A 15,565-nucleotide genomic window follows, 5' to 3' on the forward strand; every position below is an offset into this window, starting at 1 on the left:
ACCCAGGGCGCGAGCAGATGTAGCACCTTCTCCTCCTCAAGAGTGAGGAACGCCGCATGAGTGACAACACCTCTGTCCGTGCCGGTTCCCATGGAGTCTCGCGCCGTGGGTTCATCGCTGGAACCGGCTCACTTCTGGGAGCCGCGGCCCTGGCCGGCCGGGCTCCCGCGGCCCAGGCCCGAACCGCGTCGATCGTGTCCGGGGCGCACGTGCCGGCCCTGGTGATCGGCACCGGGTACGGCGGGTCCGTCGCCGCCCTGCGCCTCGCCCAGGCGGGCGTGGACGTGCACATGATCGAGATGGGCAGGGCCTGGGACACACCCGGCTCCGACGGCAAGATCTTCTGCAACACCCGCGAACCCGACTACCGGTCGTACTGGCTGCGCACCAGGACCAAGGCCCCGCTCAACTACTTCCTCGGCTTCCCGATCGACCGGGACATCCCGCGCTACACCGGCATCCTGGACGCCGAGGAGTTCGGCGGCATCACGGTCTACCAGGGGCGCGGCGTCGGCGGCGGCTCGCTCGTCAACGGCGGCATGGCGGTCACCCCCAGACGCGAGAACTTCGCCGCCGTCCTGCCGTCGGTGAACGCCGCCGAGATGTACGACGTCTACTACCCGCGCGCCAACGCCGGGCTCGGCGTCGGCCTCATCGACCCGGCCTGGTTCGACACGACGGCCTGCTACCAGTACGGCCGCGTGGGCCGCAAGCACGCCCAGCGCTCGGGCTTCCCGTTCGTCTTCGTGCCGGACGTGTACGACTGGGACTACATGAAGCAGGAGGCCGCCGGGACCGTCCCCAAGTCGGCGCTGGCCGGCGAGATCCTCTACGGCAACAACCACGGCAAGAAGTCGCTGCAGCAGACCTACCTGGCCCGGGCCAGGGCCACCGGCCGGGTCGCCGTCTCGCCGCTGCACCGGGTCACCTCGGTCGCCCCGGCCGGCGGCCGGTACGCGGTGACCATCGAGCAGCTCGACGACACCGGCGGCGTGACGGCGACCAAGACCGTGACCGCCGACCGGGTGTTCTTCGCCGCGGGCAGTGTCGGCACCAGCAAGCTGCTGGTCAAGCTCAAGGCCACCGGCGTGCTGCCCCACCTGAACGACGAGGTCGGCAAGGGCTGGGGCGACAACGGCAACGTCATGTGCGGCAGGGCCAACCACATGTGGGACGCGACCGGCAGCCTCCAGTCGGCCATCCCCTGCTGCGGCATCGACAACTGGGCCGCCGGCGGCGCGTTCGCCGAGGTCGCGCCGCTGCCCACCGGGATCGAGACGTACGCCTCGTTCTACCTGTCGATCACCAGGAACCCGCACCGGGCCCAGTTCAGCTGGAACGCGGCGGCCGGCCGGGTCGAGCTCAACTGGCAGACCGCCTGGAAGCAGCCGTCCATCGACATGGCCAAGACCATCTTCGACAAGATCAACGCCAAGGAGGGGACGATCTACCGGACCGACCTCTTCGGCGTGTACAAGATCTGGGGCGACCACCTCACCTACCATCCGCTCGGCGGCGCGGTCCTCGGCCGGGTCACCGACGGCTACGGCCGTCTGGCCGGCTACCCGGGCCTGTACGTCATCGACGGCGCGCTGATCCCGGGCAACACCACCGTCAACCCGTTCGTCACCATCACCGCCCTCGCCGAGCGGAACATCGAGAAGATCATCGCCACGGACCTGTGACGCTCGCCCCGCTGTACGTCCGTTGTACGGGGCGCTGTACACCGCTGCTCTAACGTCGTCCGGCGACAGATGACCGGCCGGACGAAGGGAGACACGATGATCGGCGCGTTGGAGCGGCCGGCGCCCCGGCCCGCGGCGAAGGCGGACCCCACCTGGAGCCACCCCTGCTGACTCGGGCCTGTCGCTGTACGCGCGTTGTGCGGGTCGTTGTAGGCGGGCGGCATAGCGTCGTCGGGCGACAGGTGGTCGCCTGACGAAAGGAGACACGGATGATCGGCGCGTTGGGGCGGTTCGGAGACCGGCTGCTGGAGCGGCTGGTGCCCTCGGCCACGGCTCGGGCCGACACGACCTTCAGGGAGTACTGCTACTGCCGGTACACCTACAAGCACTACAGGACCTGCCACGTGGTCGGCGGCACGACGTCCTGTGGCCTGTGCTACTCGGTGTCGGCCACCTGCTGACGGCCGGCGACGACTGAGCGACGCGCCGCCGGGCCCCCCACCGGGTCCGGCGGCGTTCGCGTGCGGCGGGTCTCAGCAGGGCGGGAAGCGGCGGGAGGCCGGCGTGCCGACCGGCTCGTACGTGCCGTGGACGGCGCGGAGCCGGGCGCGGAGCGGTCCGGCGCCCGGATGGCCGTGCCGTTCGAGGATGCGCAGCGCCTGCTGCCAGGCGCTGCGCGCGAGGTAGCGGTCGCCCACCGCGTAGTGGCTCTCGCCCAGCCGGACGAGGGCGCCGGCCTCCTGGAAGCGGTCGCCGTCGCGCCGGAACAGGTCGAGGGAGTGCCGGTAGCAGGTGACCGAACGCTGCAGGTCGCCCAGGCTGTGGTGGATGTGGCCGAGCAGGCGGTGCAGGTGCGCCCGCGCCGGCAGGTCGTTCACCACGCGTTCCGCCGTGTACAGGGCCGCCACGAGGTCGGGCCAGCGGCCCTGCCGGTCGTGGAAGGTGGTCAGGGCGGAGGCGATCCGCCAGCTGTGGCGGGGGAAGCCGTGGGCCGCGGCGTGCCCGACGCACGCCAGCAGCACGGCCTGTTCGGCGGCGAACCACTCCATCGCCTCCCGCTCGCCGGCGAAGGTCTCAGGACGGACTCCCGGCCGGGGCGGCGTGGTGGTGATCGAGGCCCGGCGGGGCTCCAGGGCCGAGGCGGCGGCGTCGGCGCTGTGCAGGTAGTGGTCGAGCATGCGGTGCGCCACCGCGCGGCGTTCGGCGTCGTCGGCGTGCGCGTGCGCCAACTCGCCCGCGTACGCCCACAGCAGGTCGTGCAGGACGTAGCGGCCGGCACGGGGTTCGGTGAGCAGATGGGACCAGGTCAGCTCGGCGAGCAGCGGCCGCACCCGCCGGACCGGCAGCCCGGCCATGCCGGCCGCGGCCGCGACGGAGATCTCCGGGCCGGGGTGCAGCCCCAGCGTGCGGAACAGCCGCGCGCTCTCGGCCCCGAGCGCCCGGTACGACGAGGAGAACACGGTACGCACGTCCGTGGCCGGATCGCCCGTCCCGAGCGCGTCCAGGCAACCGAGCGGCTCGCCCAGCTCGGCGGCGACGCCGGCGAGGGGCAGGCCGGGTTCGGTGACGGCCCGGGCCGCCGCCACGACCAGCGCGAGGGGCAGCCGCGCGCACCGCGCGATGATCTCCTCCACGGCCTCGGGTTCGGCCGCCGCCCGGTCCGGGCCGAGACGGCGGGTCAGCAGCTCGCGCGCCTGCGGGGTGGGCAGCAGGTCGACGGTGAGCGGCCGGGCGCCTTCGGCCGCGACCAGGCCGGTCAGCCGGTTGCGGCTGGTCAGCAGGACCAGGCAGGTGGGGGAGCCCGGCAGCAGCGGACGGACCTGGTCGGCGTCGCGCGCGTTGTCGAGCAGGACGAGCACCCGCCGGTCGGCCAGGAGGCCGCGGTAGAGGCCCAGCCGCGCCTCGAAGGCGGCGGGCACACGGTCGGCCGGCACGCCGAGGGCTTCCAGGAACGCGCGTAGCGTCTCCGACGGGGGCGGCACCGATCCGCCGGCGTCGAAGCCGCGCAGGTTCGCGTGCAGCTGCCCGTCGGGGAAGCGGTCGCGCACCAGGTGCGCCCAGTGCACGGCGAGCGCGGTCTTGCCGACGCCGGCCGTACCCGACAGCACGATGACGGGCGGGCCGTCGCCGAGCAGCGCGTCGAGCCCCGCCAGCTCCCGGTCGCGGCCGGTGAAGCCGTGCGCGTCGAGGGGGAGCTGGTGGGCCGTCGGCTCGCGGCCCGCGGCGGGGAGCAGCAGGTCCCGGTCGCGCCGGAGCATCGCCTCGTGCAGCCGCCGCAGCTCCGGGCCGGGGTCCATGCCCAGCTCGTCGGCCAGCAGCCGGCGGGCGTGCCCGTACGTCTCCAGCGCCCCGGCCGTGTCGCCGCACCGGTAGAGGGCCAGCATGAGCCCGCCGTGGACGCGTTCGCGCAGCGGATGGCGGACGGCCAGCAGGCGCAGCCGTTCGACCACCTCGGCATGCCTGCCGAGCGCGAGCAGGACCTCCACGTGGTCCTCCACGGCGGTGAGGCGCTGCTCGTCCAGGTGGGCGACGACGGACCGCAGGGTGGGGCCGAGCCGGACGTCCTCGGCGGCGTCGCCGCGCCACAGCGCGAGCGCGTCGGCGTAGGCGCGCTCGGCGCCGCCGAGGTCGCCGGCGGAGCGGGCCTGCCGCGCCGTGCCGACGAGCGCCTGGAACCGCCGCAGGTCCAGCTCGCCGGGCGCGAGGCGGAGCAGGTACCCGGACGGCGAGGTGACCAGGCGGTCGCCGGGCGGATCGGCCGGGGCGGGCAGCGACCGGCGGAGCTGCATGACGTAGGTGCGCAGGTTGGACACGGCCGACGGCGGTGGCCGGCCGTCCCACACCTCGTCCACGAGCAGCGGGAGGGAGACGGCGTCACCGGCGTGCGCCAGGAGCATCGCCAGGATGGTGCGCTGCTTGTGGGCGGTGATCCTGGCGGGGCCGCCGCCCGAGACGATCTCCAGCGGGCCGAGAAGCCGGAAGCGCGGGACGTCCGCCGCCTCGTCCCACGCCGTCATCGCCGCGGCCCTCCGGGGCGGCTCGTCGGTGGCGTGGGGCAAAGGGACATGGCGATCAGGCCGGCCTGAGCGTCCAGAAGTGGTTGTCGTCGTGGCCCGAGACCGGCTCGGCCGGGGCCGCGGCGGCGGGAACGGGGGATAAGACGGTCAGCACTGCGGCGGCCAACAGCACGACTCGACGGGTCAACACGCGAACTGGTTCCTCAGTCATGAACATGTGTCCGGAAGCGCTGATCAACTTACCGGGAAATGACCAGATCTGTGGGGGTTCCCGGAACAGCGCGTGGGCGCCGGTCGCAGGCCAGGATGGGGGCGCGGGCGAAGCGGCCGGCGGGTGTTCAATCTCGGCGCCTGTCGCCGGGCGGGGCACGGTAGGCGGTGCCGGCTGCCGTGCCCCCTGGCGGCAGTCAGCTACCCGCCGGCGGGTACGCCTCCGGGTTCTTCTTGGGGTCGGGCATCTTGTCCCAGGACGGGTCGTCGATGACCTTGCAGGGCTTGACCGGCCCGGTGACGATGTAGCCGCTGAATTCCCACAGGGGCCTCGGCTTCTCCGGGCCCGAGGTCTGGTCCGCGTTCTCGGTGAACTCCATGACGGCGGTCTGCCCCGCCTTGACGAGCTGCGGGTTGATCCGCAGCTCGCCGCCGCCCAGCTTGAACGCCTTGCCGTTCGGCGAGTTCTCGATCGCTTCCCGGATCTTCCTGTGCACCTCCGGGTCCTTGCTCTTGAGCTCCTCCTTCGAGAACGTGGGACCGGCTTCGGTCTGCCCGCGCTCGGGGGCGCAGCGGGTGCCGGGCTTGGTGTAGGAGACGTCGGCGGTCAGGCCGACTGCCGCCAGGTCCTTCTCCACCTGGGCCGGATCCCTGAACTCGATGATCTTGAGGGTGATCGTGCCGTCGGTGTTCTTGGTGACCGCGTAGGCCGGAGTCTCCGATCCGCTCAGGAACGGCACCGTAAGGGCCGCGACCGCCGCGAGCCCGGCCACCGCCGCCCCGGTGATCAGCCGCCGCCGCCTGCCCCGCCGGTGCCGGTCGTTGTTGCGAGCCACGATCTCGTCCTTGAGCTCCATCAGCACGTGCTCCTTGTAGTTCACTGAATTCCTTCCAGGACGAAGGGGGCCATCTCTGGCACGGTTCTGAGCGCGCGGCGGGCGCGGTGCAGTCTGGCTCTGGCGGCCCCGTGCCGGATGCCCAGAGCGGTGGCCGCCTCGCTGATCGTGAGCTGGTCGATCACGACCAGTTCGATCATGGCGCGATCACCGTCCGGCAGTCCGGCCATGGCCTGGAAGGCCCGTCTGGCCAGGCTCTCCGCGTCGATCCGCTCTTCGAGTTCGGTGACGTCGTCGGAGTCGAGCGGTCTTCGTCCGCCCACCCGCTCGGCCAGTCTCGTCTCCTTGAACGCCCGCCGCCGCTCGGCCGAGAGGGCGTTGCGAGCCACGCCGTACAACCAGGCGATCTCGCTACCGCGGCCTGGCCGGTAGGTGTGGGCGGAGTCGAGCACCGCTGCGAAGACCTCCGCCACCAGGTCGGCGACCGTGTTCGGATCGGCGACCCTCCGGGCGAGGAACGACGTGATCGCGTCGACATGGCGTCGGTAGAAAGCTTCGAAAGCTTCCGGGTCTGTAGCGATGTCGGCCTGTTTGCGACGCACCAGCCGTACCCCCTTCGTCGTTTACACCCCTTCTTGGTCAGCAACGGGAAAAGTGTTATGAGAGTGAATGAACTGCCCGGCTTCTGGTGCCCTGGGTTCGATGGAGCCGGGGCGGCCAGGTCCCCTACCTGGCCAAGCGCCGTAGCGCGCGGGCACGACACCTCTTCAAGGTCACAGAGTTCCGCGGCGCTTCACCGGGCGTTCGCCTCAGGTGTCGGCGAGGGGCAGGTAGACCGTGCCGCCCTGGTCGCGGAACTGTGCCGACATCTCGGACATGCCGGCCGTGAGCGCCTCGGAGTCGGACAGGCCGTGCTCGTCGGCGTAGCGGCGGACGTCGTGGCTGATCTTCATGGAGCAGAACTTGGGCCCGCACATGGAGCAGAAGTGGGCGGTCTTGGCGGGGGCCGCGGGCAGCGTCTCGTCGTGGAAGGAACGGGCGGTGTCGGGGTCGAGCGACAGGTCGAACTGGTCCTCCCAGCGGAACTCGAACCGGGCGTCCGACAGCGCGTCGTCCCATGCCTGTGCCAGGTGGTGCCCCTTGGCCAGGTCGGCGGCGTGCGCGGCGATCTTGTACGTGATGACGCCCGTCTTGACGTCGTCCCGGTCGGGCAGGCCCAGGTGCTCCTTGGGGGTGACGTAGCAGAGCATGGCCGTGCCGTACCAGCCGATCATGGCGGCGCCGATGCCGGAGGTGATGTGGTCGTAGCCGGGCGCGATGTCGGTCACCAGCGGGCCGAGCGTGTAGAAGGGGGCGTCGTCGCACAGATCGCGCTGCAGGTCGACGTTCTCCTTGATCTTGTGCATCGGCACGTGGCCGGGCCCCTCGACCATCGTCTGGACGGCGTGCTCGCGGGCGATCGCGGTCAGCTCGCCCAGCGTGCGCAGCTCGGCGAACTGCGCCTCGTCGTTGGCGTCGGCGATCGAGCCGGGCCGCAGGCCGTCGCCCAGGGAGAACGCCACGTCGTAGGCGGCGAAGATCTCGCACATGTCGGCGAAGTGCTCGTACAGGAAGCTCTCGCGGTGGTGCGCCAGGCACCAGGCGGCCATGATCGAGCCGCCCCGGGACACGATGCCCGTCTTGCGGCGGGCGGTCAGCGGGACGTACGCCAGCCGCACCCCGGCGTGCACGGTCATGTAGTCGACGCCCTGCTCGCACTGCTCGATCAGCGTGTCGCGGTACACCTCCCACGACAGGTCGGCGGCCACCCCGCCGACCTTCTCCAGCGCCTGGTAGAGCGGCACCGTGCCGACCGGGACGGGCGAGTTGCGGATGATCCACTCGCGGGTGGTGTGGATGTCGCGGCCGGTGGACAGGTCCATGATCGTGTCGGCGCCCCACCGGGTGGCCCAGGTCATCTTCTCGACCTCCTCCTCGACGGACGAGGTGACGGCCGAGTTGCCGATGTTGGCGTTGATCTTCACGAGGAAGTTGCGGCCGATGATCATCGGCTCGCTCTCCGGGTGGTTGACGTTCGCGGGGATGATCGCCCGGCCGGCGACCACCTCGTCGCGGACGAACTCCGGTGTCACGCCCTCCCGGACCGCGACGAACTCCATCTCCCGGGTGACCTCTCCCCGGCGGGCGTAGGCGAGCTGCGTCACGGGCGCCCCCGCGGCCCGCAGCGGACGCCGGGCCGCGCCCCGCCAGGCGTGCTCGTCGCGGGCGGCGGCGCTCGGCCGGCCGTCGTCGACCGGCTGCACCGGCCGCCCGTCGTAGCCCGTCACGTCGCCCCGCGCCAGGATCCACTCCTCGCGCCGGGCCGGCAGGCCCCGGGTGACGTCGGTGGTGGCAGCCGGGTCGGTGTACGGCCCGGACGTGTCGTACAGGCGGATCCGCTCCCCGTTGGACAGCAGCACCTCGCGCGCGGGCACCCGCAGGTCACTGGTGTAGATCTTGGAAAAGCGCGCGCCACTCATGCGGCAACTCCCTTCGCCGGCATTACCCGGAGCAGGTTCTGGCGGTCGGCGGCTGATGGATAGCCGTCCTCTCAGCCCGGTCACACCGGGCTCCCGCGTTGGACCCGATCAACGTAACCCGGCCTCCGGAGGGACGCAACAGCACCGCCGACGGTCAGGCCGCCTCCCTGCGGACGGCCCGCGCGACGCCGCCGGCCGCCGGCAGCACGATCCAGCACAGCACGGAGACGGCCAGCCGGGCGGCCTCGCCGCCGGTCATGGCGCCCGCCATGAGGGGGGCGGACGTGCTGCCCAGGTCGAGCCAGCCGGCCAGGGTCTCGCCGAAGGAGCCGAGGCGGGCCACGGCGCTCCACAGGATCGAGGCCGACAGGCACACCACGATCGCGGCCGGCGCGTTCAGCAGCAGCATGCCGAGGGCCAGCCCCATGGCGACCACGAGCACGTTCCCGGCGGTCCAGCCGAGGAGGGCGGCGGGCGAGACCGACCAGTCGGCCGGGACGTCACGGACCCCGGCGGTGAGCGCGGTCACCGGCACCGCGACCAGCATCGCGAACACCGCCGCCACGACGGCCGTGACCAGCGGCGGCAGGCACTTGGCCGCCAGCACCCGCACGCGCCGGGGTTCGAGGGCGAACGTGGTCAGCACGGTGCGGTGGCTCCACTCGCCGGTCACCGACAGGATGCCGAGCACGGGCAGCAGGGTGCCGAACCCGATCCCGGCCGTGCCGACCAGCTTCTCCAGGCTCGGCCCGGCGACGGCGCCCCGGGCGGCGACGGCGGCGACGGTCAGCGCGACCAGGATCGCCGCCAGCGTCATGCCGCTGCGGGTGTCGAACAGCTTGCGGGTCTCGACCGCCACCAGCCGGCCGAACGGGACGCCCCCGGTGACGGCGCTCATGCCGCGCTCCCGTCAGCGCTCAGAGCGGCGTCGAGGCCGGCGCTCCGGTCCGCGCCCGTGGTGAGGTCGAGGAAGACCTGTTCGAGGGTGCGGCCGTCGCGGCGCAGCTCGGCGACGGTGCCCCGGGCCAGGACGCGGCCCCGCGCGATCAGCACCACCTGGTCGGCGACCTGCTCCACCTCGTGCAGCAGGTGCGAGCTGAGCAGCACCGCGCACCCCGAGGCGGCCAGCTCGCGCAGCAGGCCGCGCAGCCACCGGATGCCCTGCGGGTCGAGCCCGTTGGCCGGCTCGTCCAGGATGACCGCTCTCGGCTCGCCGAGCAGCGCGTGGGCGATGCCGAGCCGCTGCCGCATGCCGAGCGAGTAGCCGCCGAACCGCCGCCCGCCCTCCGCGGCGGTCAGCCCGACGAGACGCAGCACCTCGTCCACCCGCGACCTCGGCAGGCCGAGCGTCATCGCGCCGAGGGTCAGGATCTCCCGCCCGGTGCGGCCGGGATGCTGGGCTCCGGCGTCCAGCAGCGTCCCCACCTGGAACGCCGGCCGGTCCAGCTCCCCGTAAGGCCTCCCCAGCACGGTGGCCGAACCGGACGTGGCCCGGGACAGCCCGACCAGGACGCGCAGGGCCGTCGACTTGCCGGCGCCGTTCGGCCCGAGGAACCCGGTGACGCCGCCCGGCTCGACGGTGAACGACACGTCGTCCAGCGCCCGGACGTCCTTGTACACCTTGCTGACATGCTTGAACTCGATCACGGGTGCAAGTCCACCGGATGCGCGCCGGCCCGTCATCGGACCAGGGTCCCGCCCGGACGGCCCGGCGTAGACCTGCGGCCATCCGGGTGTCGACCCAGGTCGCTAGGGCGGTGACCCGCAGGTTTCCTAGGCTGGGCGTCGTGCACGACCGTACGGAGGACGAGGCGCGCCCGGAGCGGTGGGCCGGCCTGGCGCGCTACCTGTCGGCCGTGGTGCCGATGCTGTTCCACGGCGGCATCATGGCCTGGGTCGCGTTCCGGGAGCCCGGCCGGCTGACGGCCCTCCTGGTGGACGTGGGGCTCGGCGTGGCGGGGCTGGCCCTGCTGGCGGGGTGGCGGCGGTGGCCGCTGCCGGTCGCGCTGGCGACTGCGCTGCTGACCGCGTTCTCCAGCACGGCCGTGGGCCCGGCCTACGCCGCCTACGTCTCGCTGGGCTCGCTGCGGGGGTGGCGCCCGCTCGTTCCGGCAGCGGCCGTGTCCTTCGCGTGCCTGGCCGTCAGCGCCACCTCGCGGGGCATCGACCAGGTGGCCGTGGTCTCGCTGACCGGCGGCAGCACGATCCTCGCGGCGCTGACCGCGCTCGGGCTGTACCTGCGCGGGCGCCGCGACCTGGCGGCGTCCCGGCGCGAGGCGGCGTTGGCCGCGCGGCGCGCCGAGCGGCAGCGGATCGAGCAGGCCAGGCTGGCGGAGCGGGTGAAGATCGCGCAGGAGATGCACGACGTGCTGGCCCACCGGATCTCCCTGCTGTCGATGCTCGCGGGCGGCCTCGCGTACCGGACCGACCTCGGCGCGCAGGAGACGCGTGAGCTCGCGCTGGCGATCCAGGAGAACGCGCACCAGTCGCTGAACGAGCTCCGGGCAGTCCTCGGGACGCTGCGGCGTGACGACGGCCCACCCGAGGACGGCCCGGGCGGCGCGGACGGCGCGGGTGACGTGGGCGGCGCGGGCGCGGGTGGGCCGGAGGCGCCGCAGCCGACCCTGGCCCAGCTCGGCGCCCTGTTCGACGAGGTGCGGGCCGCCGGCCAGCGGGTCGAGGTGGCCGACAGCATCGAGGGCCGCGAGCTGCTGCCGCCGCAGACCGGCCGGCACGCGTACCGGATCGTGCAGGAGGCGCTGACCAACGCGCGCAAGCACGCGCCGGGCAGCCGGGTCACGGCCGAGCTGGGCGGGCGGCCGGGCGGCGGCCTGCGCATCCGGGTGAGCAACCCGGTGCCGCCCGGCGGGCCGTCCCCGGGCCCCGGCGGGCGGCTGGGGCTGGTCGGTGTGGCCGAGCGGACCCGGATGGCCGGCGGCAGCCTCAGCCATGCTGTGCAGAACGGGTGCTTTGTCCTCGATGTCCGGCTGCCGTGGGAAGGTGTGCGACGTGATCCGACTCCTGGTCGTGGATGACGACCCGATGGTGCGCACCGGACTGCGCCTCATCCTCGGCGGCGAGCCCGACCTGGAGATCGCCGGTGAGGCCGGTGACGGCCGCGAGGCCATGGCCGCGATCCGGGAGCTGCGGCCGGACGTCGTGCTGCTGGACATCCGCATGCCCGTCCAGGACGGGCTGGTCACCACCGAGCTGCTGGCCGGACGGCCCGACCGGCCCAGGATCCTCGTCCTCACCACCTTCGACGCCGACGACATGGTGCTGCGCGCCCTGCGGCTGGGCGCGGACGGCTTCCTGCTGAAGGACACGCCGCCGCCCAGGATGGTGGAGGCGGTGCGCGCGGTGGCCGCGGGCGAGCCGGTGCTGTCGCCGAGAGTCGCCCGGCAGGTGATCGCCGCGGCCACGGACGGGCACGGCCGGCGGCGCCCGGAGGCGGAGCGCGAGCTGGCCCGGCTCACCGAACGGGAGCGCCAGGTTGCGATCGAGGTCGCCCGGGGCAGCTCGAACGCCGAGGTCGCCGCCCGCCTTCACATGAGCGTGGCGACCGTCAAGGCCAACATCACCCGCATCTTCGCCAAGCTGGAGACCGACAACCGCGTGCACGTCGCCATGAAGGTGCGCGACGCCGGCCTCCTCTGAGCACGCCCCCGTGAACACGCGCCGGAACGGTGCTGGACAGACCTTCCGGCCATCTGTCACCATTTCCCACATGATCGTGAGAAAGGACAACGCCACCCTCGTCTGGTGAGCGTTCTCGTGCAGCGGGAAGCTGCCGCAATCCACGAAGAATGGCTGGGCCAGGCGTTGTCGACGCGGCCCGCCGACCGTCCGGCCGCAGAGGCGGCCATCACCGGCCTGTACGACCTGATCGGGCTGGCCCCACCGCGCTTCCACTGGGTCTCCTCACCGGCCGTGGCCGTCGCCACGCTCCCGCCGGGGGTGCGCCCGCGCCCGTCGGAGGCCGTGGAGAGGCTGCCGGACTGGCCGCTGCCACCCAGGTTCCGGGCCGCCGTGAACGCGCTGTGCCGCGAGATCGACTCGCGGCTCACCCCGGCGCAACGGTCCGTCGACCAGGTGATCCGCCAGCGCGTGCGCCTCTCGCTCACGCGATCGGCCGCCAACGTGCTCCTCATGCAGCTCACAGCCGCGCACGGCGCGCCGGCCCAGCTCGGGAGCTCCTGGTACGGGACGCAGTGCGTCTCCTGGGTCGCCCACTACGACGCCCTGCGCCGGATCGGCGGCGTGGAGCTCCCGCCCGGCCCGGCCGGGCGGCTCGGCCTGTGGGCGGCGGCCGCCCGCTCGTGCGGCTGGTGGTGGCCCCGCGAGGGCGTGTGCGTCGTGTCCGAGCGGCCCACCGCCGTGCACACGGAACCGTGGGGCGACGCCGGCGAGGTCCGGCCGCACCACGCCGACGGCCCCGCCGTCCGGTACGCCGACGGCTGGGAGGTGCACGCCTGGCACGGCACCCCGGTGCCCCCCTGGGTGATCAACGATCCCGGCGCCGGCCGGATCAGCCGCGAACCGGACGCCGAGGTCAGGCGGTGCGCCATCGAACGCGTCGGCTGGGGGCACTTCGTCGACCGGGCCGCGCTGCGGCTGGTCGCCGACGCTCCGGACCCCGGCAACCCCGGCGCGCGGCTCCGGCTGTACGACCTGCGCGCGGACACGAGAGTGCTCTTCGTGGTCAACGGGTCGGTCGAACGCGACGGAACCCGCCGCCGCCACGGGCTCACCGTGCCCGGCTTCCTCACCGACCCCGTCGAGGCCGCCGCCTGGACGTACGGCCTGACCGCCGAGCAGTACTCCCTTCTCGCCCGACGAACCTGAGGTGACCACCATGAACCTGACCACCGTCCCTTCCCCGCCCACTACGCCCACCACGCCCACCATGCCCACCACGCTCGACCACCTGGAGCGGTCGATGCGCGTCCCCGTCGTCGACGGGCTCCAGGCCCAGGGCGACCTCCTCGTCATCCCGCTGTCCGTCGTCGCGCCCGCCGTCGGCGTCTGGGCGGGCGCCGGCTGGACGGACGTGCCCCCCGAGGGCGTCGAGCTGCTCCGGTCCGGCGCCGGCGGCAACCCGCACACGCTCCTCGCCGAGCCAGGCACCTGCCGGTGGACCACCACCGTGCGGGACCCCGACGTGCTGGCGATCGGCGTCTTCGAGGCCACGGCAGTCGCCTACCTGCTGCATCCCGAGCACGGGGCCGTGGGCTGCGCGCCGGGCACGTACGTGGTCAGGCGGCAGCGCGAACGTGACGGCCACCGGGCCCGCCTGGTCGCCGACTGAGCCGGCTCACTCCACGGTGAGCAGGCCGCGCTGGTAGGCCACGGCGACCGCCGCGGCCCGGTCGTTGACGCCGAGCTTGGCGTAGATGTGCAGCAGATGGGTCTTGACCGTCGCCTCGCTGATGAACAGCCGGGCCGCCGCCTCGCGGTTGGTGGTGCCCTGGGCCACCAGGCGCAGGATCTCCAGCTCGCGGCCGCTCAGCGGGTCGGCGGGCCGGCGTACCTGGCCCATCAGCCGGGTGGCGACGGACGGCGACAGGACGGCCTCGCCGCGGGCCGCCGCCTCGACGCCGCGCGCGAGCTCCTCACGCGCGGCGTCCTTCAGCAGGTAGCCGGTGGCCCCGGCCTCGATGGCGGGCAGCACGTCGCTGTCGGTGTCGTAGGTGGTGAGGACCAGCACGCGGGCCCGGACACCGAGCCGCGCCAGCTCCCTGATGGCCGTCACGCCGTCCATGCGGGGCATCCGCAGGTCCATGAGCACGACGTCGGGGTCGAGGGCGCGGGCGAGGTCGACGGCCTGCGCGCCGTCACCCGCCTCGCCGAGCACCTCGAAGCGCGGGTCACCGGTGAACATGCCGCGGATGCCGTCGCGGACGATGGGATGGTCGTCGACGATCAGCAGCCGGATGGGGGTGTCAGACAAGGGCGCTCTCCTTCGGCGGCCACACGATGGTCCCAGGCGCCGCGGTGTCCGGCACAGTGGTGTCAGGCGCAGTGGCGTCAGGTGCAGGGATCTGCGGTGCCGCGACTTCAGGCATCCGCGCGTTCCCCCGGCACCGCCGGGACGGCCGCGGAGATCGCGGTGCCGCCGCCCGGCTCGCTCTCGATCTCCAGGGTGCCCGCCAGGCGGGTGACCCGCTGGCGCATCGAGGTCAGGCCGTACCCGCCGCCGTCGCGGGCGCGCACCGGGTCGAACCCGGCCCCGTCGTCGCGCACGTCCAGGCTGACCAGGTCCTCCATGTACGACAGCGTGACGGCGACCCGGCTCGCCCCGGCGTGCTTGGCCACGTTGGCCAGCGCCTCCTGGGCCGTGCGCAGCAGCGTCCCCTCCACCTCCGGATGCAGCGGGCGGACCGGACCCGTCGCGGTGACGTCGGAACGTACGCCGTGCAGCTCGGACCACTCGGCGGCGACCCGCGCCAGCGCGTCCGGCAGGGGGGCCGACTGCAGGGGCCCCGGCTCCATGGCGTGCACGGACCGGCGCGCCTCGGCCAGGCTGTCGCGGGCCAGGCGCGTGGCCGTGTCGAGGTGCCGCCGACGGACGGCCGGGTCCTCGCCGGTCTCCTCGGCGTGGGTGGCGGCCTGGAGCTGGGCGATGATGCCGGCCAGCCCCTGGGCGAGCGTGTCGTGGATCTCACGGGCCATCCGCTGGCGCTCGTCGAGCATCCCGGCCTCGCGCGCCTGCACCAGCAGCTGGGTCTGCAGGCCCGCGTTCTCCCGCAGCGTCTCCTCCAGCCGCGCCACCATGCGCTTGCGCTCGGCGCTCCGCTCGGTGGTGACGTCGCCCACGAAGCTGAACAGGCAGACCAGCGCGACGACCACGGCGACGAAGAACAGGTAGGTGAGGATGCCTCCGAGGGTGGGCTCGGGCAGCCGGCCGGTGTAGCCCGGGATGCAGACCGCGGCGGTCGCGGTCACCCCGGCGAGCCGCCATCTGCCGGGCAGGTACCACCACGAGTGCAGGTAACCGGTGAAGGCGAAGAACGAGGCGAACCAGATCCCCCGCGTGTTGAGCACCGCGATCAGGACCACCAGGCCCGCCACGTAGACGACGCGGCGGACCCCGGACGCCCTGCCCATCACCCAGATCCAGGCGGCGGTGAGCGCGGCCAGGCCGAGCGTGGTGAGGCGGTGCGGCCACGCGGTGTCGCCGGTCAGCCAGCTCAGCGCCGTGGACACCACCAGCAGCAGGTACGGCACGGCCGCGAGCAGGCGCTCAAGGCGCCGCTCCCACCGGTCGAGCCGCGTGTCCGCCGCCGTCCTCGTCACGT

At 73.3% G+C, this 15,565-nt stretch carries 15 protein-coding genes and 1 riboswitch; of the genes, 6 read left to right on the forward strand and 9 right to left on the reverse strand.

Going from position 1 to position 15,565, the window contains the following annotated elements:
* Nucleotides 1–56 precede the first annotated feature (56 nt).
* Complete coding sequence (locus FHU36_RS14630; RefSeq protein ID WP_185084219.1) at nucleotides 57–1,685, forward strand: GMC oxidoreductase; 1,629 nt, start codon at nucleotides 57–59, stop codon at nucleotides 1,683–1,685.
* Nucleotides 1,686–1,954: 269 nt separating this feature from the next.
* Nucleotides 1,955–2,146: a hypothetical protein gene (locus FHU36_RS14635; RefSeq protein ID WP_185084220.1), complete on the forward strand. Its 192-nt coding sequence runs from the start codon at nucleotides 1,955–1,957 to the stop codon at nucleotides 2,144–2,146.
* Between the two features lie 72 nt (nucleotides 2,147–2,218).
* Here FHU36_RS14635 and FHU36_RS14640 read toward each other — a convergent pair whose 3' ends face one another.
* The 7 genes from FHU36_RS14640 to FHU36_RS14665 form a co-directional block, all read right to left on the reverse strand.
* On the reverse strand, nucleotides 2,219–4,744 hold the full coding sequence (locus FHU36_RS14640; RefSeq protein ID WP_221495888.1) for an AfsR/SARP family transcriptional regulator: 2,526 nt from the start codon (nucleotides 4,742–4,744) through the stop codon (nucleotides 2,219–2,221).
* Between the two features lie 13 nt (nucleotides 4,745–4,757).
* Complete coding sequence (locus FHU36_RS45590) at nucleotides 4,758–4,892, reverse strand: hypothetical protein (RefSeq protein ID WP_281394174.1); 135 nt, start codon at nucleotides 4,890–4,892, stop codon at nucleotides 4,758–4,760.
* A gap of 217 nt (nucleotides 4,893–5,109) precedes the next feature.
* The gene (locus FHU36_RS14645) at nucleotides 5,110–5,793 is read right to left on the reverse strand and encodes a hypothetical protein (protein WP_185084221.1); all 684 of its coding nucleotides are present in this window, start codon (nucleotides 5,791–5,793) and stop codon (nucleotides 5,110–5,112) included.
* Nucleotides 5,790–6,350 carry an RNA polymerase sigma factor gene (locus FHU36_RS14650; protein WP_312891591.1) on the reverse strand — a complete coding sequence of 187 codons (561 nt, stop codon included), beginning with the start codon at nucleotides 6,348–6,350 and terminating at the stop codon, nucleotides 5,790–5,792. Before FHU36_RS14650 ends, FHU36_RS14645 begins: the two co-directional genes overlap by 4 nt.
* 207 nt (nucleotides 6,351–6,557) lie before the next feature.
* Nucleotides 6,558–8,267 (reverse strand): phosphomethylpyrimidine synthase ThiC, encoded by a 1,710-nt coding sequence (thiC, locus tag FHU36_RS14655; protein ID WP_185084222.1) that lies wholly within the window; start codon nucleotides 8,265–8,267, stop codon nucleotides 6,558–6,560.
* A riboswitch (TPP riboswitch) is annotated at nucleotides 8,259–8,374 on the reverse strand. It overlaps the preceding gene by 9 nt.
* A 47-nt stretch (nucleotides 8,375–8,421) precedes the next feature.
* Nucleotides 8,422–9,165, reverse strand: a complete 744-nt coding sequence (locus FHU36_RS14660; protein WP_185084223.1) for an ABC transporter permease — start codon at nucleotides 9,163–9,165, stop codon at nucleotides 8,422–8,424.
* On the reverse strand, nucleotides 9,162–9,914 hold the full coding sequence (locus FHU36_RS14665; RefSeq protein WP_185084224.1) for an ABC transporter ATP-binding protein: 753 nt from the start codon (nucleotides 9,912–9,914) through the stop codon (nucleotides 9,162–9,164). Before FHU36_RS14665 ends, FHU36_RS14660 begins: the two co-directional genes overlap by 4 nt.
* 140 nt (nucleotides 9,915–10,054) lie before the next feature.
* Here FHU36_RS14665 and FHU36_RS45595 point away from each other — a divergent pair, with 140 nt between their 5' ends.
* The 4 genes from FHU36_RS45595 (at nucleotide 10,055) to FHU36_RS14685 (ending at nucleotide 13,575) form a co-directional block, all read left to right on the forward strand.
* Nucleotides 10,055–11,302, forward strand: a complete 1,248-nt coding sequence (locus FHU36_RS45595; protein WP_185084225.1) for a sensor histidine kinase — start codon at nucleotides 10,055–10,057, stop codon at nucleotides 11,300–11,302.
* The gene (locus tag FHU36_RS14675; protein ID WP_312891592.1) at nucleotides 11,277–11,924 is read left to right on the forward strand and encodes a response regulator; all 648 of its coding nucleotides are present in this window, start codon (nucleotides 11,277–11,279) and stop codon (nucleotides 11,922–11,924) included. Before FHU36_RS45595 ends, FHU36_RS14675 begins: the two co-directional genes overlap by 26 nt.
* Before the next feature lie 105 nt (nucleotides 11,925–12,029).
* Nucleotides 12,030–13,112 (forward strand): DUF6745 domain-containing protein, encoded by a 1,083-nt coding sequence (locus FHU36_RS14680; protein WP_221495890.1) that lies wholly within the window; start codon nucleotides 12,030–12,032, stop codon nucleotides 13,110–13,112.
* 10 nt (nucleotides 13,113–13,122) lie between these two features.
* The gene (locus FHU36_RS14685) at nucleotides 13,123–13,575 is read left to right on the forward strand and encodes a DUF8820 family protein (RefSeq protein ID WP_246502044.1); all 453 of its coding nucleotides are present in this window, start codon (nucleotides 13,123–13,125) and stop codon (nucleotides 13,573–13,575) included.
* A 6-nt stretch (nucleotides 13,576–13,581) separates the two neighbouring features.
* Here the strand turns inward: FHU36_RS14685 and FHU36_RS14690 are convergent, their stop codons facing one another.
* Entirely contained in the window at nucleotides 13,582–14,217 is a 636-nt protein-coding gene (locus tag FHU36_RS14690) for a response regulator (RefSeq protein ID WP_185084227.1), read from the reverse strand.
* Nucleotides 14,218–14,324: 107 nt separating this feature from the next.
* The gene (locus FHU36_RS14695; protein ID WP_185084228.1) at nucleotides 14,325–15,563 is read right to left on the reverse strand and encodes a sensor histidine kinase; all 1,239 of its coding nucleotides are present in this window, start codon (nucleotides 15,561–15,563) and stop codon (nucleotides 14,325–14,327) included.
* Nucleotides 15,564–15,565: the final 2 nt, after the last annotated feature.

This window comes from Nonomuraea muscovyensis (assembly GCF_014207745.1).
Classification (GTDB): Bacteria; Actinomycetota; Actinomycetes; order Streptosporangiales; family Streptosporangiaceae; genus Nonomuraea; species Nonomuraea muscovyensis.

Coding starts and splice junctions, on each gene's coding strand:
- thiC (WP_185084222.1), bottom strand. CDS start 8,267: ATGAGTGGCGCGCGCTTTTCCAAGATCTACACCAGTGACCTGCGGGTG.
- FHU36_RS14630 (WP_185084219.1), top strand. CDS start 57: ATGAGTGACAACACCTCTGTCCGTGCCGGTTCCCATGGAGTCTCGCGC.
- FHU36_RS14685 (WP_246502044.1), top strand. CDS start 13,123: ATGAACCTGACCACCGTCCCTTCCCCGCCCACTACGCCCACCACGCCC.
- FHU36_RS14660 (WP_185084223.1), bottom strand. CDS start 9,165: ATGAGCGCCGTCACCGGGGGCGTCCCGTTCGGCCGGCTGGTGGCGGTC.
- FHU36_RS14635 (WP_185084220.1), top strand. CDS start 1,955: ATGATCGGCGCGTTGGGGCGGTTCGGAGACCGGCTGCTGGAGCGGCTG.